At 59.3% G+C, this 19,769-nt stretch carries 10 protein-coding genes; 5 read left to right on the forward strand and 5 right to left on the reverse strand.

The window, feature by feature from the left end:
- The first annotated feature begins 51 nt into the window (after window positions 1-51).
- On the forward strand, window positions 52-741 hold the full coding sequence (gene recO / locus F8N44_RS09895; protein ID WP_150650174.1) for a DNA repair protein RecO: 690 nt from the start codon (window positions 52-54) through the stop codon (window positions 739-741).
- Window positions 742-788: 47 nt separating this feature from the next.
- The gene (gene pdxJ / locus F8N44_RS09900) at window positions 789-1,535 is read left to right on the forward strand and encodes a pyridoxine 5'-phosphate synthase (RefSeq protein ID WP_150650175.1); all 747 of its coding nucleotides are present in this window, start codon (window positions 789-791) and stop codon (window positions 1,533-1,535) included.
- Between the two features lie 84 nt (window positions 1,536-1,619).
- Here pdxJ and mltF read toward each other — a convergent pair whose 3' ends face one another.
- A complete protein-coding gene (gene mltF, locus F8N44_RS09905) occupies window positions 1,620-3,080 on the reverse strand; it encodes a membrane-bound lytic murein transglycosylase MltF (protein ID WP_081498726.1) in 1,461 nt (486 codons plus the stop codon).
- 285 nt (window positions 3,081-3,365) lie between these two features.
- Here mltF and purL point away from each other — a divergent pair, with 285 nt between their 5' ends.
- Both purL and F8N44_RS09915 read left to right on the forward strand, forming a co-directional pair.
- On the forward strand, window positions 3,366-7,262 hold the full coding sequence (gene purL / locus F8N44_RS09910; protein WP_150650176.1) for a phosphoribosylformylglycinamidine synthase: 3,897 nt from the start codon (window positions 3,366-3,368) through the stop codon (window positions 7,260-7,262).
- Window positions 7,263-7,267: 5 nt separating this feature from the next.
- Window positions 7,268-7,579 (forward strand): YqfO family protein, encoded by a 312-nt coding sequence (locus F8N44_RS09915; protein ID WP_150650177.1) that lies wholly within the window; start codon window positions 7,268-7,270, stop codon window positions 7,577-7,579.
- 69 nt (window positions 7,580-7,648) lie between these two features.
- Here the strand turns inward: F8N44_RS09915 and F8N44_RS09920 are convergent, their stop codons facing one another.
- Together F8N44_RS09920 and F8N44_RS09925 are read right to left on the reverse strand one after the other, a co-directional pair.
- On the reverse strand, window positions 7,649-13,375 hold the full coding sequence (locus F8N44_RS09920; protein ID WP_150650178.1) for a membrane-targeted effector domain-containing toxin: 5,727 nt from the start codon (window positions 13,373-13,375) through the stop codon (window positions 7,649-7,651).
- A 369-nt stretch (window positions 13,376-13,744) separates the two neighbouring features.
- Window positions 13,745-13,975, reverse strand: a complete 231-nt coding sequence (locus F8N44_RS09925) for a hypothetical protein (protein WP_150650179.1) — start codon at window positions 13,973-13,975, stop codon at window positions 13,745-13,747.
- An 802-nt stretch (window positions 13,976-14,777) separates the two neighbouring features.
- Here F8N44_RS09925 and F8N44_RS09930 point away from each other — a divergent pair.
- Window positions 14,778-15,137, forward strand: coding sequence for a DUF6124 family protein (locus F8N44_RS09930; protein WP_150650180.1), 360 nt, complete (start codon window positions 14,778-14,780; stop codon window positions 15,135-15,137).
- A 357-nt stretch (window positions 15,138-15,494) separates the two neighbouring features.
- Here the strand turns inward: F8N44_RS09930 and nagE are convergent, their stop codons facing one another.
- On the reverse strand, window positions 15,495-17,210 hold the full coding sequence (gene nagE, locus F8N44_RS09935; RefSeq protein WP_150650181.1) for an N-acetylglucosamine-specific PTS transporter subunit IIBC: 1,716 nt from the start codon (window positions 17,208-17,210) through the stop codon (window positions 15,495-15,497).
- A gap of 23 nt (window positions 17,211-17,233) precedes the next feature.
- Entirely contained in the window at window positions 17,234-19,747 is a 2,514-nt protein-coding gene (gene ptsP, locus F8N44_RS09940) for a phosphoenolpyruvate--protein phosphotransferase (RefSeq protein WP_150650182.1), read from the reverse strand.
- Window positions 19,748-19,769 lie beyond the last annotated feature (22 nt).

Raw genomic sequence — 19,769 nt, forward strand, 5'->3', positions numbered from 1 at the left:
CACAGTGGTTTTGGGGTGAATATAAAACCGCGCTTTTTCCATGAGAGTTCCATGTCCTCAAACCCGCCTCCCGCCCAACCTGCCTACGTCCTGCACAGTCGCGCCTACCGCGAAACCAGCGCCTTGGTGGATTTCCTCACGCCGCAAGGTCGGCTGCGGGCGGTGTTGCGCAGTGCGCGGGGCAAAGCCGGGACATTGGCGCGGCCTTTCGTGTCGCTGGAAGTCGAGTTCCGTGGCAAGGGCGAGCTGAAGAATGTCGGGCGCATGGAAAGCTCTGGCACCTCTGCGTGGCTCAATGGCGAGGCGCTGTTCAGTGGTCTCTATCTGAATGAGCTGCTGATCCGTCTGCTGCCCGCTGAAGATCCGCACCCGGGTGTATTCGATCACTACGCCGCGACCTTGCTGGCACTGGCTGAAGGCCGTCCGCTGGAGCCGTTGCTACGTTCGTTCGAATGGCGACTGCTGGACGATCTCGGTTACGGTTTCTCGCTGAATACCGATATCCACGGCGAGCCGATTGCCGAGGACGGTCTCTATCGACTGCAAGTGGATGCCGGCCTGGAGCGCGTCTTCCTGCTGCAACCCGGCCTGTTCAACGGCGTTGAACTACTGGCCATGGCCGAAGCCGACTGGACCGCCCCCGGCGCTCTCTCTGCTGCCAAGCGCTTGATGCGTCAGGCATTGGCCGTTCACCTGGGCGGTCGTCCCCTCGTCAGTCGCGAACTGTTTCGCAAGCCCTGATCACCCCGTATGCTGTGCGCCGAATCTCTCAATTCAGGAGCGCACTCGTGACCACCAGCAATCGCATTCTTCTTGGCGTGAACATCGACCACGTCGCCACCCTGCGTCAGGCCCGTGGCACGCGCTACCCGGATCCGGTCAAGGCTGCGCTGGACGCGGAAGAGGCGGGTGCCGACGGCATCACCGTGCACCTGCGCGAAGACCGTCGGCACATTCAGGAACGCGACGTACTGCTGCTCAAGGATGTGCTGCAAACCCGCATGAACTTCGAAATGGGCGTCACCGAAGAAATGATGGCGTTCGCCGAACGCATCCGTCCGGCGCACATCTGCCTGGTACCGGAAACCCGTCAGGAACTGACCACCGAAGGCGGTCTGGATGTAGCGGGGCAGGAGGAGCGGATCAAGGCAGCGGTCGAGCGTCTGTCGAAATTCGGCAGCGAAGTGTCGTTGTTCATCGATGCCGACGAGCGTCAGATTGCCGCGTCGAAGCGCGTCGGTGCGCCGGCCATCGAACTGCACACCGGGCGTTATGCCGATGCCGAAACCCCGACTGAAGTGGCTGAAGAGCTAAAACGCGTCGCCGATGGTGTGGCGTTTGGTCTGGCGCAGGGCTTGATCGTTAACGCGGGTCACGGCTTGCATTACCACAACGTTGAAGCCGTCGCGGCGATCAAAGGCATCAACGAGCTGAACATCGGCCACGCGCTGGTGGCGCATGCGTTGTTCGTCGGCTTCAAGTCTGCCGTATCGGAAATGAAGGCGCTGATTCTGGCGGCCGCTCTCAAGGGCTAAGATCAAAAGATCGCAGCCTTCGGCAGCTCCTACAGGTGTATGCATAACCCTGTAGGAACTGCCGAAGGCTGCGATCTCTTGCTTTTAAAGGGGGGCAGGTTCTTGCGCCGGTTTTGACTTGTCGATACCAGGCACATGCAGATTGCCCTCAGCGACTTGATCGCCCTCAAGCTGCGGCTGCGTCACCCAAGTCAAAATGTCGTAATAACGACGAATGTTCGCCACAAAATGCACCGGCTCGCCGCCTCGGGCGTAGCCGTAACGTGTCTTGCTGTACCACTGCTTTTGCGACAGGCGCGGCAGGATCTTCTTCACATCCAGCCATTTGTCCGGGTTCAACCCTTCCTTGGCCGTCAGTTTGCGCGCGTCATCCAGATGACCGCTGCCGACGTTGTACGCCGCCAGGGCAAACCAGGTGCGATCCGGTTCCTTGATCGAATCGTCGAGCTGATCCTTCATATAAGCCAGGTATTTGGCGCCGCCCATGATGCTCTGCTTCGGATCGAGGCGGTTGGAAACGCCCATTGCCTGTGCGGTGTTCTGCGTGAGCATCATCAGGCCGCGCACGCCGGTTTTCGAGGTAACAGTCGGTTGCCACAGCGATTCCTGATAGCCGATCGCTGCCAGAAGGCGCCAGTCGACTTTCTCTTTCTTCGCGTAATTCTTGAAGTGCTGTTCGTACTTCGGCAGGCGCTGCTGCAAGTGCTGGGCGAAGGTCGTGGCACCCATGTAACCGAGGACATCGACGTGGCCGTAGTAGCGATCCTTCAAGCGTTGCAGGGTGCCGTTCTTCTGCACCTTGTCCAGATACGCGTTGATTTCGTTGAGCAGGCTGTTGTCCTCGCCCGGGCCAACCGCCCAGCTCTGGCTGCGCGCATCGCCGAGGTCGAAGGCCACACGAATGTTGGTGAAGTACACCTGATTCATCGCCACTTCGTTGGAGTCGACCAGGGTCAGGTCAATCTGGCCTTCATCGACCATGCGCAGCAGATCGACCACTTCAACCGCGTCGGACTCTTCGTATTCGATGCCGGGAAATTTCTTTTTCAGCTCGGCCAATTGCTCGGCGTGGGTGCTGCCCTTGAGCACCATGATCTTTTTGCCGACCAGATCGCCGGGATCGGTCGGCCGTGACTGACCGTTGCGGTAAATGATCTGTGGGGTGACTTCGAGATAGGAGTGCGAGAAGCGCACCTGCTTCTTGCGCTGTTCGCTGCTGACCAGACCGGCGGCGGCCAGCACCGGGCCGTTCGGCTTGCCGATCTGGTCGAACAGGTCGTCGAGGTTGTCGGCGGTCTCGATCTTCAGCTCGACACCCAAATCGTCGGCGAAGCGCTTCACCAGCTCGTATTCGAAGCCGGTTTCACCGCTGCGATCCTGAAAGTAGGTGGCGGGGCTGTTACGGGTAATCACCCGCAGCACACCATCCTCCTTTACGCGCTCGAGTGTGTTGGGTTTATCAACACAGCCACCGAGCATCAGGAAGAGTCCGGTTGCGATCAGCCATTTGGCGTACCGCGGACGCAAAGCCGTTGGGAAAAACATCTGCGCAGTATACGCAAACGGCCACGGGCGCCATATCTCGACAGTGCAGGACGAGTCTGCTAGCGATCACAAAACCAAGCGAAACCCCGCAGAAACGGGCCTTTACGGCTTTTTGTTACAGTAAAAATAAGCGGCCTCTGAATAGCTGATTTACCTGACTCTGAAGTCGGAAACACAGATTGATACTCGAGTGCAACCGTGCGTAGCGTTTCGGGTGATGTTGAGGGCGGTTTAGGCTAGAATGCACGGCCTCAAAGCACACCCCTTCCCGAGGCTGTCCCGAAGATGTTGATCCTGCGCGGCGCTCCTGCCCTTTCTGCCTTTCGCCACAGCAAACTCCTTGAGCAACTGAGCCAGAAGGTTCCAGCTGTCAGTGGCCTGTATGCTGAATTCGCTCACTTCGCCGAAGTCACCGGCGTCCTGACCGGCGACGAACAGCAGGTGCTAGCGCGCCTTCTGAAGTACGGTCCAAGTGTTCCGGTTCAAGAGCCGACCGGGCGTCTGTTTCTGGTGTTGCCGCGTTTCGGCACCATCTCGCCATGGTCGAGCAAGGCCAGCGATATCGCCCGCAACTGCGGTCTGAGCAAGATCCAGCGTCTGGAGCGCGGTATCGCCTTCTACGTCGCCGGTCAGTTCAGCGAAGCCGAAGCCCAGCAGATTGCCGATGTATTGCATGACCGCATGACCCAGATCGTTCTGGCCAACCTCGAACAGGCCGCCGGTCTGTTCAGCCACGCCGAACCGAAGCCGCTGACTGCAATCGACATCCTTGGTGGCGGTCGCGCTGCGCTGGAAAAAGCCAATACCGAGCTGGGCCTGGCCCTGGCCGAAGACGAAATCGACTATCTGGTCGACGCCTTCAACGGCTTGAAGCGTAACCCGCACGACATCGAACTGATGATGTTCGCCCAGGCCAACTCCGAGCACTGCCGTCACAAGATCTTCAACGCCAGTTGGGATATTGATGGTGAGAACCAGGAAAAAAGCCTGTTCGGCATGATCAAGAACACCTACGTGATGCACAGCGAAGGCGTTCTGTCGGCTTATAAGGACAACGCCTCGGTGATCGTCGGCAACGTTGCCGGCCGTTTCTTCCCGAATCCTGAGACCCGCCAGTACGGCGCGGTGCAGGAGCCGGTGCACATCCTGATGAAGGTTGAAACCCACAACCACCCGACCGCGATCGCCCCGTTCCCGGGCGCATCGACCGGTTCCGGCGGCGAGATCCGTGACGAAGGTGCAACCGGCCGTGGCGCCAAGCCTAAGGCTGGCCTGACCGGTTTCACTGTATCCAACCTGCAGATCCCGGGCTTCGAACAGCCGTGGGAAGTGCCGTACGGTAAGCCTGAGCGCATCGTTACCGCGCTGGACATCATGATCGAAGGCCCGCTCGGCGGCGCCGCGTTCAACAACGAATTCGGCCGTCCGGCCCTGACCGGCTACTTCCGTACCTTCGAACAATCGATCACCACTCCGCACGGTGACGAAGTTCGCGGTTACCACAAGCCGATCATGCTCGCTGGCGGCATGGGCAACATCCGTGAAGAACACGTCAAGAAAGGCGAGATCGTGGTCGGCTCCAAGCTGATCGTCCTCGGCGGCCCGGCGATGCTCATCGGTCTGGGTGGCGGCGCGGCTTCCTCGATGGCCACCGGCACCAGCTCGGCGGATCTCGACTTCGCTTCCGTGCAGCGTGAAAACCCTGAAATGGAGCGTCGCTGCCAGGAAGTCATCGACCGTTGCTGGCAACTGGGTGACAAGAACCCGATCAGCTTCATCCACGACGTGGGTGCGGGCGGTCTGTCCAACGCCTTCCCGGAACTGGTCAACGACGGCGACCGCGGTGGCCGTTTCGAACTGCGCAACATTCCCAACGACGAGCCGGGCATGGCCCCGCACGAAATCTGGTCCAACGAATCCCAGGAACGTTACGTTCTGGCGGTCGGCCCGGAAGACTTCGAGCGCTTCCAGGCGATCTGCGAGCGCGAGCGTTGCCCGTTTGCTGTTGTCGGTGAAGCCACCGCCGAGCCGCAACTGACCGTGACCGACAGCCATTTCGGCAACAACCCGGTGGACATGCCACTGGAAGTGTTGCTGGGCAAAGCCCCACGCATGCACCGTTCGGTGGTTCGTGAAGCTGAACTGGGCGATGACTTCGATCCGTCGAACCTCGACATCACCGAATCCATCGAGCGCGTTCTGCATCACCCGGCCGTGGCGAGCAAGAGCTTCCTGATCACCATCGGCGACCGTACCATCACCGGCCTCGTGGCCCGTGACCAAATGGTCGGCCCGTGGCAGGTTCCGGTGGCCGACGTTGCCGTCACCGCCACCAGCTTCGACGTCTACACCGGTGAAGCGATGGCGATGGGCGAGCGTACTCCGCTGGCATTGCTGGACGCTCCGGCGTCGGGCCGCATGGCCATCGGCGAAACCCTGACCAACATCGCCGCATCGCGTATCAACAAGATCTCCGACATCAAACTGTCGGCGAACTGGATGTCGGCGGCCGGCCACCCGGGCGAAGACGCGCGTCTGTACGACACCGTGAAAGCGGTCGGTATGGAACTGTGCCCTGAGCTGGGAATCACCATTCCGGTGGGCAAGGACTCGATGTCCATGGCCACTCGCTGGAACGATAACGGCGAAGAAAAAACCGTGACCTCGCCGATGTCGCTGATCGTGACCGGTTTCGCGCCAGTGGCTGACATCCGTCAGACCCTGACCCCGGAACTGCGCATGGACAAGGGCACCACCGACCTGATCCTGATCGACCTCGGTCGCGGTCAGAACCGTATGGGTGCTTCGATCCTCGCGCAGGTTCACGGCAAGCTCGGCAAACACGCGCCGGACGTCGATGACGCCGAAGACCTCAAAGCTTTCTTCGCGGTGATCCAGGGCCTCAACGCTGACGGTCACCTGCTGGCTTACCACGACCGTTCCGACGGTGGTCTGCTGACCTCCGTGGTGGAAATGGCCTTCGCCGGTCATTGCGGTCTGAGCCTGAACCTCGACAGCGTTGCCGAGTCCTCGGCGGAAATCGCTGCGATCCTGTTCAACGAAGAACTGGGTGCGGTGATCCAGGTCCGTCAGGACGCCACGCCGGACATCCTCGCGCAATTCAGCGCGGCCGGTCTGGGCGACTGCGTGTCGGTGATCGGTCAACCGATCAACAATGGCCAGATCAACATCACCTTCAACGGTGACACCGTGTTCGAAGGCCAGCGTCGTCTGCTGCAACGTACCTGGGCTGAAACCAGCTACCAGATCCAGCGCCTGCGCGACAACGCCGACTGCGCCGAACAAGAATTCGACGTGCTGCTGGAAGAAGACAATCCGGGTTTGAGCGTCAAACTCAGCTACGACGTCAACCAGGACATCGCCGCGCCTTACATCAAGAAAGGCATCCGCCCACAGGTTGCCGTGCTGCGTGAGCAGGGCGTCAACGGTCAGGTGGAAATGGCGGCGGCGTTCGACCGCGCCGGTTTCAACGCGATCGATGTGCACATGAGCGACATTCTCGCCGGCCGTGTCGACCTGAACGAGTTCAAAGGTCTGGTAGCGTGCGGTGGTTTCTCCTACGGCGACGTGCTCGGCGCCGGTGAGGGCTGGGCCAAGTCGGCGCTGTTCAACAGCCGCGCTCGCGATGCGTTCCAGGGCTTCTTCGAGCGCAACGACAGCTTCACCCTCGGCGTGTGCAACGGTTGCCAGATGATGTCCAACCTGCACGAGCTGATCCCGGGCAGCGAGTTCTGGCCGCACTTCGTGCGTAACCGCTCCGAGCAGTTCGAAGCGCGCGTGGCGATGGTGCAGATCCAGGAATCGAACTCGATCTTCCTGCAGGGCATGGCCGGTTCGCGTATGCCGATCGCCATTGCTCACGGCGAAGGTCACGCCGAGTTCTCCAGCGAAGAAGCACTGCTGGAAGCCGATCTGTCGGGTTGCGTGGCGATGCGTTTCGTCGACAACCATGGCAAGGTCACCGAGCGTTATCCGGCCAACCCGAACGGCTCGCCACGCGGGATTACCGGTCTCACCAGCCGTGATGGCCGTGTGACGATCATGATGCCGCACCCGGAGCGTGTGTTCCGTGCGGTGCAAAACTCGTGGCGTTCGGAAGACTGGAACGAAGATGCACCCTGGATGCGTATGTTCCGTAACGCGCGCGTCTGGGTTAACTGAGGCCTGTGTACAAGCTCGCGTTTTTTGTTCCCGACAGTCATGTCGAAGTGGTCAAAGGCGCTGTGTTCGCTGCCGGTGGTGGGCGGATCGGTGACTATGATCACTGTGCATGGCAGGTGCTGGGTCTGGGCCAGTTTCGACCGTTGGACGGCAGTCAGCCGTTTATGGGTGAGACCGGGCAGGTTGAGCGGGTTGAGGAATGGAAGGTTGAGCTTGTGGTGGCGGATGAGTTGATCGTCGCTGTTGTGGCGGCGTTGAAACTGAGTCATCCCTACGAGACGCCGGCTTATGAGGTGTGGCGGCTGGAAGATTTCTGATCTTCCTTGCTGCTGAAACAGGAAACCCGCTGAGAGTGATCTCAGCGGGTTTTTTGTTGCGGTTGATTTTTATCCGACGGCCGTCAAATTCTTCTCTTCTTTAAGCATATCGATCAGCGTCTTTAAATATTTAAAGCGTGAGTCTCTCTTGCCCCAACGATCAATGTAAAACAAGCCTTTGTCATCCACCTGGATCGGCGTGGTGACGATGTCGCCGCTTTCTGACTTGTGCACCAGTCGGGTTTCGGTCGTGCCGGGACGTTCAATCAGGAAGTGTCCGGACTGGGTCAACTTGCTCCGATCAGGAGATACAATCGGCCGGGGCCTGCTCGTTCCGGGAACAGCGACTTCCATCGTGAAATCGGCGCGTAAAGCCCGGGTAGCAGGACTGGAGGCAGGCTCCGTGACCTCCCATACCCCGCGACGGATACCGCCGGCCAGTTCAGGTGCGGTATCACGGACATGGACGCCTACGGCCCCGAGCGTCTCGGCCAGGCCAGGCACGCCAAGGTTGTAATTGGTGTGCGCACTGCCAATCAAGGCGATCCATTTGTGTGGCCCGTGTGCCAGTTGATCGGCCTCGATCACTTGGGTAGCGAAATAGCTGAACATCTCGTTTCGTGACAGGGCCGGGTCATTCAAACCTTTGAGATGGTAGCTGGCGGTGCAATCGAGCGCCCTGATACGCACTTTGTATTTGGCGGCGGCCTGAACCACCTCGGTATAGGTATCGTTACCGATGTAGAAAGGCATGTGGCCGCTGTCCTGTTCCCTCAGGAAGGTTTTGAGTCGCTCGGGCATACGCTGGGTGCGATAAAAAAGATCCAGGTCGATCTGGTGCAGATCGGTCATCAGGTGCTCCATGTACAGCGTTTCGTACCCGGCCTTCTTCAGCGCCTTCATGTAGGCTTTGAGCAGTGCCTTGCTTGATACATGGGCGTGCCCCTCACCGATCAACAGGTTCAAGCCATCGTCGGCCATTTGTTTTAAAAACGTGTTGAAATCGCTGCCATCGACAATCGCTGGCAACGTGACGGCGGGTGGTGGCGTGAAGTCGGTGAAGGCATCTCTCGCTGCCTTCTCCAGACGTGCGCGGCTGGCGATAAAGGCATCGTAGGCCTCCCCCTGCGTTTGTCCTGGCGGACGGTAGCGGGGATCCAGTGAGTAGCGCTCGCTGCGCAGTTGAACAATGTCGTCACGCATTGACGTCGGTAGGTCGAAGTCGCTGAAGTGCACTGCGCTGGGGCCGGCAGTCTCCGTTGGCTGAGGCAGCGGCTGACGAACCTTGTATGACGTCGGCAGTGCCACATGATAGTCGCCCTTGGCCGCTACATCGCCGGCGATGTGACCGGGTGAATCCACGTCGATGCGTGCTGGCTGACCCGGTGCGACATCCTCGATGCGTATAGCAACAGCGTCGTGCAGGTCGGCCAGCCCCGGCGTACTTTCAAACGTGGTCATACGCGTCTGGTCGGTCAGGACAATCCAGTGCTCTTCAGGCGCATCGGCAATGTCGGCGGCAATGGTCTTGTGCGAGTAGAAATTTCTGATGTCGTTGCCACGGGGAGTCAATGGCGAGACGTCGGCCATCAACAAGGCATCTTCGACTTTATAACTGGTAGACGCATCCAGAGCGTTGACTTTCAGACCCTTCTCCCGAGCTGTGCGCACCAGCGTCAGGTAAGAGAATGGCGCGTCGGGTTCGTGGCCCAAGGCCTTATCGACGGCTTTCAGATGGCGTTTGATGTGGCGCCAGGATTTACCTTTGTTGAATTTTTCCAGTTTGAGATGGAAGACATCCGCCGGCAGATATTCCACATAGATGCGCTTGAAACCGCTGTCGACCAGCGCATCCATATAGGTGATCAGTGTCTGTTTGCTGGCGATTGATTCCGGCAGGGCGCCGATGATCAGATTTTTACCGGCCAACGCATCGCTGGCGATCAACTGTGGAAAGGTCGTGCCGGGTTGCACTGGCGGTACGCTGGAACGGGCGGGAAAACGCCTGCCGATAAAATGAAGCCCGGCGTCGCGGGTCAGTTGTTCGACCTTCTCCAGATAGGCCTTGCGAGTGGAGGCGAGGTCTTCGATCACGCCGACGATGGTCAATTGCGGCGCTGTACCCAGGGAGTCCTCGCCGCGCATGAGAATTTCTTCTCTGGTTTGCGGGTTCATCACCGTCTCGATCCGGTCCCGGTATTTGGGTGGTATGCCGTAGTCCTTGTGTGGGCCGGGTGTCTCTTGCACGGACTCGTATTTCGGCGCACCGCCGGAAACGCCACTGCGCACCATCACGCCATCGGAGTTGGGTGCAGCCAGAATGGAGGTCGATAGAAATCTGCCGGTTTGCGGGTCGAGGCGATGCAGTAAATAACGACCAATGGCATCGGTCTCATTCGATGCCCACAGGGTCTGGCCTCTGTAGACCACCGGTCGCATGTCCGACGACAGCGGGTTGGGCGCAAGTTGCTCGACCAGCGTCATGACGCGTGCTTGCTCTTTGCCAGCGTTGCCGCCGGTCAGGCGTAAAGGGCGGTTGAAGAGTTTGAGTGAGCGCAGGGCAGGACGCAGATCAGTCAACAACGCGCCGGCACTGTTGAACAGGTAACCGAGAAAATGTTTGAACGCTTCGCTGTTTTCACCTTGTCGATAGGCGTGCAGAGCGAGCATGGCGTCCTTGAATGCCAGCAACAGGCCGGTGCTCACGCTTAGTAGTGGAAACGGCGCAGTGGCGATGGCGGTGAACCATTCGACGCACATCCACGCCAGGCCGGAGATCATCTCGAGGCGGCTTGTCGTGGTGGCCTGAACGTCGTCGATTTTGCGCTGCAATTTCATGTTGTATAAACCCTGGCGCAGGTCGCTGACGGGCACTACCGCGTGGGTCGAGTCATAACGTGCGGGGCTGGGCGTGGTCTTGTCGAGGTGCTTGGGCAGGCTTTTTCTGGCGTCTTCGAGGAATGCTCGAATCCTGGTCCGGGATGCGACCCCCACGCGCCGGGTGAAATATTCGACCATGCCGTCCTGCTGTTTCAGCAGGTAATTGAACAGTCTGGCATCGCGAAAGCCGACGCCATCGGGGGCGCCGGGTGTATAGAGCAGCACTGGATTTTTTTCATGGCTGAACAGCCAGTTGTCGAGCACCCATTCACCGTCGATCATCAGTCGGTGGATCGGATATTTTTTTTGCCTCTGCTGCGATGTGTCGCCCATGCTATCGATGCTTTGCTCGAGCCATGCCAGATCGCTACTGGCAATATGGCCTTGCAGACGGCATTCCAGCGCCGCGCTTTTCATCTGGCGCTGGGTAATGGCGAGCGTAGTGTTGCGCCTGAAATCGTAGCCCTCACTGGCAGAGCTTTGCAGGTCGCTTTTGACCTTGGCGGCGTAGCGTTCACCGATCCAGACCCCGGTGACTGACCGTGCAACATTCTGCGCAGTCAGGTTGCTGATATCGATCCCCGGCGGGCCTTTGAAGCGCGCCGAGCGGGAAAATTTTTCATCGAGAAAGCCGACCCCGTCGGCGTACCCATCGCGGTACAGCCGGGTATAACTCAAAGGCGCCGGTGTCGATGAACGTACGATAGAGAGGGGCGAGTAGGCCCACACAGTATCGGGGTCAACATCGTTGGCCGGGCGTTTGAGCAGTCGGTTCAGGCTTTTTTTTGCTTGCTCATGCAGGAACGCTTCAAACGTCGGAAAGCGGCTATCCGCTAGCTTGTGTCTGGCGAATGCCTGCAACGCGCCTTCGGCCTCTTCGCTCAGTGTCGACAGCTTTCTGCGATTGGCGGCCGTGGTCGAGCGATACCACGTTGGTGTGCTGAAGTCATAGTCGTCGACCCGCGTGGCCAAGACGTGATCCGCCATCGCCCGCAGGCAGGCGAGATGATTGCCGGTGTTTTCGAAGGTAACCTTTTTATGCTCCTGGTCCTCAGGTTTGAGACTGAGGCCGGAGAGCACTTTGTGCAGGCTCTGGCGAAAACGCATCGGTGCAAGGCTGACCAGATACCCGGCCATACTGTCGGCGTCATCGCTGTGGCTGGCCCAACCCAGGATGTGGCTTTGGCATTCCCGCTCGCTGGTGAACGCCTGGAACTGCCGTTCTCCCGGTGCTTGTGGCGTGCAGAGCAATATGCGTGTGATGGTGCCCGAGCTGTTGCTTTGACGCAGTACCCACAGATCCTGAAGTTGTGCGCCGTGCAGGCACACTGTTGCGGCACGCAGGCGTGAGTCGCTGCCGCTGTGCAGATTGCGGATCAGTTGCAGGTCACCGTCGAGCAGATGGCCTTGCAGCACCGCCGTATGCGCCAGCGCGAGGATCCGTTGATCCAGCACGTGCTCGATGGCAGGTCTGATGGCAGGCCGTGCGTGCATCTCTTTTTGCAAGTGATTGAAGTCGACGCGAGGTTGCAGGCTCAGCGCTTGCTCGACCAGCCAGGCCGGCGTCACCTCCGAGTACGCCTCCGGCAGGGGCGCATCGTTGTAGGTCAGCGTGGTATGGCTGAGAAACTCCGAACCCGCCAGTTCATCGCCGGTATGCGGACCGCGCAAGGACAGATCGAGCAGGTTGCGCTGGTGCTCAAAGACACCGTACCCGGCGACCCGGCGTCGCGTGCTGATCTGCAGGTTTTGTGGTTCCAGATCATCGATTTCCAGGTCATCACTGAGGCGCTCAAGCCACTGCTGCCGGGCCAGCGCCATCAGGCTGGCCGCCGGCCCCATCAGCTCGAGGAGCTTTTGCCGTGCCTGATGATAGTTGCCTGTCAACTGCGCCAGCTCGGTCTGCTTCGTTGCGCTGGCGCTGCGATACCAATCCGGAGCACTGTTGCGCAGATGGCGTTCGAACAAAATTTGCGCCTTCAATTCCAGGCGCTGTGTGAGATCCGGCAGTGCTCCGTCAATGGCCCGGTCGATGGCCGTGAGCAACCGGGAAGCGTCCTGTCGCGGATTGTCGTCGAAGCTCAATGCACGCTCGATATCCTGCGTGCGTTTATCGATCAATGCATCGTAGATATGTTCAAACAAGGGCTTGCTGTCGATCGGCGACAGTTGCAGCGGCCAGATCCCGGCTGCGCCGACGTTGTGATAACGCGTCGGCAGCATTCGCATGAATCCGTCATGGTCGGTGGCGTGTTTGAAGTCTTCAAGCAGTCGCGTATCGAGATCTGCCAGCGAGTCGAAGTACTCGACACCTCTCGCCGGTGTAAACAACACAACATAGCCGACGCTCTGATCGGTCAGCAGGTCGCTGACCCGGTGGCTGTCCTTTTCAGTGACGACAAAAGCGCCGGCCAGCTCGACGGTGATTCCCTGGTAGTGGAACTGCAGCGCGTACATGGCCGGACGCAGCATCGGCCCCAGTGCCGTTTTTTCCACAAGCACGCCGGCTTCCGGCGGTAGCAGGCGATCCTTGACGGCCTGTCGTGCCTCGTGGCCGATGGCGGTGAAGCCGGCGTCGTATTTCAAGAAGGTCTTGGCGGGTTTGCCATCGATCAGATCGCGAAGATCCATGTTGATCAATTGCGTGTCGAGTCTGATCTTGAGCGTTGCGATCAGCTTCTTTCCTTCGTCGCTGTGCAGGTCAGTGGTTTCCAGCGCCTGATAAAGCGCACGGCTGCGCTGCAGGAAGTGTTCGCGGTAGGTTTTCAACTGTTCGTTCAGGCGTTTCAGGTAGACCTGCTCGGCCGTCGGCGGTTGCTCAGAAATCAGCGGAGTCTCGATCTTGAAAAGATGATGACCGATCTCATTGAGATCGTTGCTGATCTCTTCGAACGAGGGTGCAGTGGAAGTGCTCATCGGCACAGCCTCCATGCTGGTGGGAAGAGTCTTCAGCATGGCGAGGGTGACGGTGTTGAGGGTGGTACATATGTATTGAAGAACGCCAGCGCGCCTGGTGTTGTGTGTCGCTCCGGAATTCATCCGGGCGCATCGCCTACGGTTTGCTTCGCTGCACCTCCTCTCGATGCATTTGGCTGCGCCAAACGGTCGCTGCGCTCCCACCCCCGGATAAATCCCTCCACTCAGCCTGCCGACGGGGCCGGTGGATCAAAAGCAAAAGCCGCAGCCGAGCTAACGCTCATCCTGTTGAGTGGTGAGGAGCGGGGTGGTGGTGCTTTGCTCTGTGGGAGCTGGCTTGCCAGCGATGGCGGCCTGGAGGTGACGAAACTATTCGGCGGGCTTCGTTTTTTGGCTGGCCAGGTACTCTTCCAGGGTTAGTTCGCTGTTCCGGTCCTTGTTGTATTCATCCCACACCCAAGTTCTCATGGTTTTTTCAAAGCCTTTGGCACCGTTGGCGAACTCTTCGAAAGTAAGAATTCCGTCTGTATTTTCATCAAGATCTCTGAAGGTTTTTTTCAGATGCTCCAGTTGTTCTGCGTCCGTCATTTTCTTTGCCATGTCGCAGCCATCCTTTTTTGAGTTGAGCTTCGGGTTATCAAGGCTACGACATGAAAACTGCCTGATTCAGTCAACGTAATAAGGTAGATCGAGGCGGTCAACTGTCAGACCTGACAGTTGACAGTGCCGGTAATGTGGGGGGGCAGGCGAGCTGGCGCTCATCCTGTTTGAGTGGTGTGTGATCGACTTGGGTTTTGTGCTGGATACGCCCCTCATCGGAACGCCGCCCGCCCAGCCTTCTCCCGAGGGAGAGGGCGCCGATTTGTGTGCTATTCAAGCCTGAGTTTGGTTCGGAGAGAGGGCGCCGATTTGTGGGGGCGAAACTGAGTTCGGCTAGGGGAGGCAGAGGACGGATTTATGGGCTTTTCAAAACCTGAGTTCGGCTCGGTATATCACGTCGGTGTATCTCGCCCGAACACCTCGGTCAGTCCCCTCTCCCTCTGGGAGAGGGCTAGGGTGAGGGTTTGCTTTTGGCTGTTTAATGATGTGTCGAATAGCCAGAACCTTCCCACAAGGTTTTCAGGTTGTCCGTCGGACGTCGGGTCTCTAGTCTTTGGCTGTCACCGCAAATCGGTGATCGGGTGTGAGAACCCGGTAAGAGGTTTTAATCAAACGTCAGTAGCACCATAATCGCCGCCAGCTCATTTGCTGCCGGTGATGTTCTATGGCGGCTGTGTGCGGGCGGACTTCGGTTCGGCCGGGTTGATCTCTTACCGGTTTCTCACTCCGCACATAGCTGCCACCTCTTCGTCGCGTGAGAAACGACCAGTGATGGCTCAATCATTGATTAGAGATCATTGCAATGACTAAGCCCGTACCCGATCCACCCGAAACCATCACCCCACTCGAAGAAACCCTCCGCGCCGAAGACCAGGCCCGCAATCGCGAAGCCATCAAACGCGCCCTCGACTTCTACCTGTGCCCCGAACCCGCAAAGCCCCGTCGACCGAGCACCATGTTCATGGTCTGCCCCCAAGTCGACACCGAAAGCCTTCTCGCACACGCTTGCGAGTCATTAGCCTCGGCAAGTACCGCCGCCAGCAACTTCGCCAATGAGCTAAACGGTTCTCAGCGCAGCACCGTATTAGGCATCCAGCAAATCATCATGCTCGCCGAACTCGCGGTAAACCGGGCGCTGGATCGAGTCGATCCACAAACCTGACGATCGCGTCATCGTTCATCGCCAGCAGGCTGGTTCCCACAAGGAGAACAATGCGCAACCTGTGGGAGCCTGGCTTGCCAGCGATGGCGGCCTGACAGGCAACCAGTTTCTCAAGGCCTCAACATAGTCAAAACTGTGGGAGCGAGCCTGCTCGCGAAGCTCTTCTATCTAAGCTGCAAGACTATCTGGAGAAAGCAGATGACGAAGCTGAATGACGCTCACGTCCTCTCATCCGCGTTAGACACTCTCGTCAGAAGCCCTCCATATCAGACCTGCCATTATCAAGCGCAGCAGCATTCATCCTGAGCCGATTTATCGGCAATAAAAAACCGGCCTGAGCCGGTTTTTTTGTTTCGATTAAACCTTGGCACTAACCTCACTACGATTGACCAGGCTTTCCAACGCTCCACTCAAACTCGCCGCTTTATCCCCCACCAGCAAATGCCAGATCCCACCATCCAACTGGCTAACGCCCTGACACCCGAGCTCTTTCAACTGTGTCTCAGACAACGCCTTGCCATCCGCCAATTGCAGGCGAATCCGCGTCATCGCGATGCAGTCCAGTTGCAGCACATTGTCGCCACCGCCCAGCGCGGTCAGCCATTGCTCGGCCTCGGAACCGGCGACCGCAACCGCTTTCGGCTCTTGCGCAACAACAGCCGTTTCAACCAGAACTGCACGTCCGAGAGATGGCATCGCCAAGCGAATCTCATCAGCAATACTGTCCGCCATCGGCCCCACAACCACCTGCAAACTCCCTCCTTTACCCGGACGCACAACCGCCATCGCGCCCAGCGCTTTCAGTTCAGCATCGGATGCCTTGTTGCGATCGACCATCTCCAGGCGCAGACGGGTAGTGCAGGCGCCCACAGTCAGCAGATTCTCCGCTCCACCGAGTGCCTTGATGTACGCCGAAGCGCGCTCATTCTCTGTCAGCACCGTCTTTTCTGCAGCAGCCACATCCTCACGCCCCGGCGTCTTCAGATTGAAGCGACGAATACAGAAATCAAACACCGCGTAATACACCACGGCGTACGCCAGCCCGACCGGAATCACCAGCCAGCCATTGGTCGAACGCCCCCAACCCAGGACCATGTCGATAAAGCCGCCGGAGAAGGTGAAGCCGAGGTGAATGTTCAGCGCATTGGTAATCGCCATCGACAACCCGGTCAGCAACGCATGCAGCAGATACAACAGCGGCGCCAAAAACATAAAGGCGAACTCGATCGGCTCGGTCACCCCGGTCAGAAACGAGGTCAACGCCATCGACAGGAATATCCCGCCCATCACCTTGCGGCGTTCTGGCAAGGCATTGCGATACATCGCCAGACATGCCGCCGGCAGGCCGAAGATCATCATCGGGAACATGCCGGTCATGAACTGGCCACCCTTCGGATCGCCAGCGAAATAACGCGACAGGTCACCCGTAACCAGAGCTCCGGTGGTTGGGTCGGTGAAGTTGCCGAACACGAACCACGCCATGTTGTTGAGGATGTGGTGCAGGCCAGTCACGATCAGCAGGCGGTTGAACACGCCAAACACGAACGCACCGATGCTGCCGCTTTCCATCATCAAGGCGCCAAAAGCGTTGATGCCGTGCTGGATCGGCGGCCAGATGTAGCCGAACACCACGCCCAGACCCACCGCCGCGAATCCGGTGACAATCGGCACAAACCGCCGGCCGCCGAAGAACGCCAGGTACTCCGGCAACTTGATGTCCTTGAAGCGGTTGTACAGCGCGCCGGCCATCAGGCCGCTGACGATACCGGCGAGCATGCCCATGTTGATGCTCGCATCGAGCACCTTGAGCGTGGAGATCATCACCAGATAACCGATCACTCCGGCCAGGCCGGCGGTGCCGTTGTTGTCCTTGGCGAAACCGACGGCGATACCGATGGCGAAGATCATCGCCAGGTTGGCGAAGATCACTTGGCCGGCGTCGTGGATGATCGCGATGTTCAAAAGGTCAGTGTCACCCAGACGCAGCAACAGGCCGGCAATCGGCAGGATCGCGATCGGCAGCATCAGCGCGCGGCCGAGGCGTTGCAGGCCTTCGATAAAGAGTTGGTACATGGCGTTTGTCCTTGTTGTTTTTGTTAGCGCAGTGGCCAATGTTGATGACAGGCGTGGCGCACGGCGGCGGCGCTGCTCAGCTTGAGCAGGTCGCGACTGATGCGCTGGCATTCGGCTTCGTGCACCTGGCGCACGCGATCCTTGATTTCGCCGATCTGCACCGGGCTGACCGACAGTTCGGTGACGCCCAGACCGATCAACACCGGTGTGGCCAGCGGATCAGAGGCGAGGGCGCCGCAGACACCGACCCAACGTTTGTGCACCGCCGCGCCTTCGCAGGTCATGGCGATCAGGCGCAACAGCGCCGGATGCAGAGCGTCGACGCGAGCGGCCAAACCAGCGTGGTCGCGATCCATGGCCAAGGTGTATTGCGAGAGATCGTTAGTACCGATCGAGAGGAAATCGGCGTGTTCGGCCAGTTGTTCGGCTTGCAGCGCGGCGGCAGGGACTTCGATCATCACGCCGATTTCCGGGCGCTGGCTCACGCCCAGTTCGACGCACAATGCATCGACGCGTTGGCGAATCTGCAGCAGCTCATCGACTTCGGTGACCATCGGCAACAGGATCCGGCAACGACGCAACGGGCTGACTTGCAGCAGCGCACGCAGTTGCTGATCGAGGATTTCCGGACGCGCCTGAGCCAGGCGAATGCCGCGCAGGCCGAGTACCGGGTTGGCTTCGATCGGCAGCGGCAGGTAATCAAGTTGCTTGTCGCCGCCGACGTCGATGGTGCGGATGATCACGGATTTATCGCCCATGGCATCGATCACCGCCTGGTAAGCACTGCGCTGCTCTTCGACGTCCGGAGCAGTCTGGCGATCGACGAACAAAAACTCAGTGCGCAGCAGACCCACGCCATCGGCGCCGTTGGCAAATGCGTCCGCCGCGTCATCGCTGGAGGCAACGTTGGCGACGACTTCGATGTGCACGCCATTACGGGTTTCGGCGGGCAGATGAGCTTTGGCTTGTTGCGCGTCACGGCGCTGTTGGCGTTCGATTTGCGCTTGTTGCACTTCGGCCAGACGTTCAGCGTTGGGCGTCAGTTCCAGACGACCGCCATCGGCATCGAGCACCACCGATTGACCTTGCGGCTGATCGAGCAATGCTGAACCCAACGCCACCATGCACGGCAGACCTTTGCCGCGCGCCAGAATCGCCACGTGCGAAGTCGCGCCACCCTCGGCCATGCACAACCCGGCGACACCTTGCGCGCTGAGTTGCAGCAGATCCGACGGCGTCAGTTCATGCGCCGCGACGATGGCGCCGGTCGGCACTTCGTAGTGCCAGGCCTCGCCGAGCAATGCAAGTAACACACGTTGCTTGAGGTCGCGCAGGTCATTGGCGCGTTCGGCCAGCAGCGCGCTGCCGGTGTGTTGCAGGACTTCGCACTGCACATCGATCGACTGGCTCCAGGCATGAGTCGCCGCAGTGCCTTGTTCGATGGATTGCTGTGCGGCGTCGAGCAGTGCCGGATCTTCCAGCAATGCCAAATGCGCGGCGAAGATTGCTTCTTCGTCGGCGTTCTTGTGTGTTTTCGCTTGGGCGAGGGTGCCGTCGATTTCACTGCGCACCTGATTCAGTGCAGTGTCGAGCGCCTGCAGTTGTTGCAACGGATCATGATTGCCCGTATCCACCGGCAAACTGATCGCGTTCAAGCGAAACAGCGGCCCACCGACCAGTCCCGGCGCAGCGCACACACCGTGCAACACGCCAGACTCGGCCGGGCGTTTAACCGATGCGACACTCACCGGCGCCGCAGCGTGACAATCATTCGGCAGCGCCGTGGCCAACGCGGTGAGCAACGCTTGCAGCGCCGCTTCGGCATCCGGCCCCTGACAGCTGACCTGCACTTCATCCTGCTCGCCAACCGCCAGCCCCATCAGACCGATCAGACTGTTGCACGGCGCCGATTTGCCGGCGAAGTGCAGTTGCGAATGGCTTTTGAAACCTTGCGCGGTCTGCCGAATCAGCGCCGCAGGGCGCGCATGCAATCCGCCGCGATGCGCCACCAGAACATGGCCATGAACCTCTGGCCCGCCCACGTCTGCAACATTCGCCGCCGAACTGTTGCGCGCAACAATGTGCAGTAACGGCTCGCCGACTTTCACCGCTTTGAGCGTGATCGGACGCACCTGAAAATCCTGGCTGTTGGTCAGGATCAACAAACTGACGAGGCTTTTGCACTGCTGACCGACCTTGTCGAGGTCATAGCGCAACAACGGCTGGCCTTTGCTGACACGCGTGCCATCCTTGACCAGCATCGAGAAGCCTTCGCCGTTCAGTTCAACGGTATCCAGGCCCAGGTGCAGAAGAATCTCCGCACCGTTATCGGCACGCAAAGTGAGTGCGTGGCCGGTGCGTGCGACATGAATGATCACCCCGGCGCACGGCGCATAAAGCGTGTCGTTGATCGGGTCGATGGCAATGCCATCGCCCATCGCGCCGCTGGCGAACACCGCGTCCGGGACTTTGGCGAGCGTGAGCACCGGGCCGCTGAGCGGGGCGCTGAGGGTCAGCTCTTTATTGTTGTTGTGCATGGCTCGGTCTCATCAGGTGTGC

It is taken from the genome of Pseudomonas fluorescens (genome assembly GCF_902497745.1).
Taxonomy (GTDB): domain Bacteria; phylum Pseudomonadota; class Gammaproteobacteria; order Pseudomonadales; family Pseudomonadaceae; genus Aquipseudomonas; species Aquipseudomonas fluorescens_BM.

What these genes read in the sequence shown, in the direction of transcription:
- recO (WP_150650174.1), top strand. Translation starts at nt 52, where the DNA reads ATGTCCTCAAACCCGCCTCCCGCCCAACCTGCCTACGTCCTGCACAGT.
- mltF (WP_081498726.1), bottom strand. Translation starts at nt 3,080, where the DNA reads ATGTTTTTCCCAACGGCTTTGCGTCCGCGGTACGCCAAATGGCTGATC.
- purL (WP_150650176.1), top strand. Translation starts at nt 3,366, where the DNA reads ATGTTGATCCTGCGCGGCGCTCCTGCCCTTTCTGCCTTTCGCCACAGC.
- F8N44_RS09920 (WP_150650178.1), bottom strand. Translation starts at nt 13,375, where the DNA reads ATGAGCACTTCCACTGCACCCTCGTTCGAAGAGATCAGCAACGATCTC.
- F8N44_RS09925 (WP_150650179.1), bottom strand. Translation starts at nt 13,975, where the DNA reads ATGGCAAAGAAAATGACGGACGCAGAACAACTGGAGCATCTGAAAAAA.
- F8N44_RS09930 (WP_150650180.1), top strand. Translation starts at nt 14,778, where the DNA reads ATGACTAAGCCCGTACCCGATCCACCCGAAACCATCACCCCACTCGAA.
- nagE (WP_150650181.1), bottom strand. Translation starts at nt 17,210, where the DNA reads ATGTACCAACTCTTTATCGAAGGCCTGCAACGCCTCGGCCGCGCGCTG.
- ptsP (WP_150650182.1), bottom strand. Translation starts at nt 19,747, where the DNA reads ATGCACAACAACAATAAAGAGCTGACCCTCAGCGCCCCGCTCAGCGGC.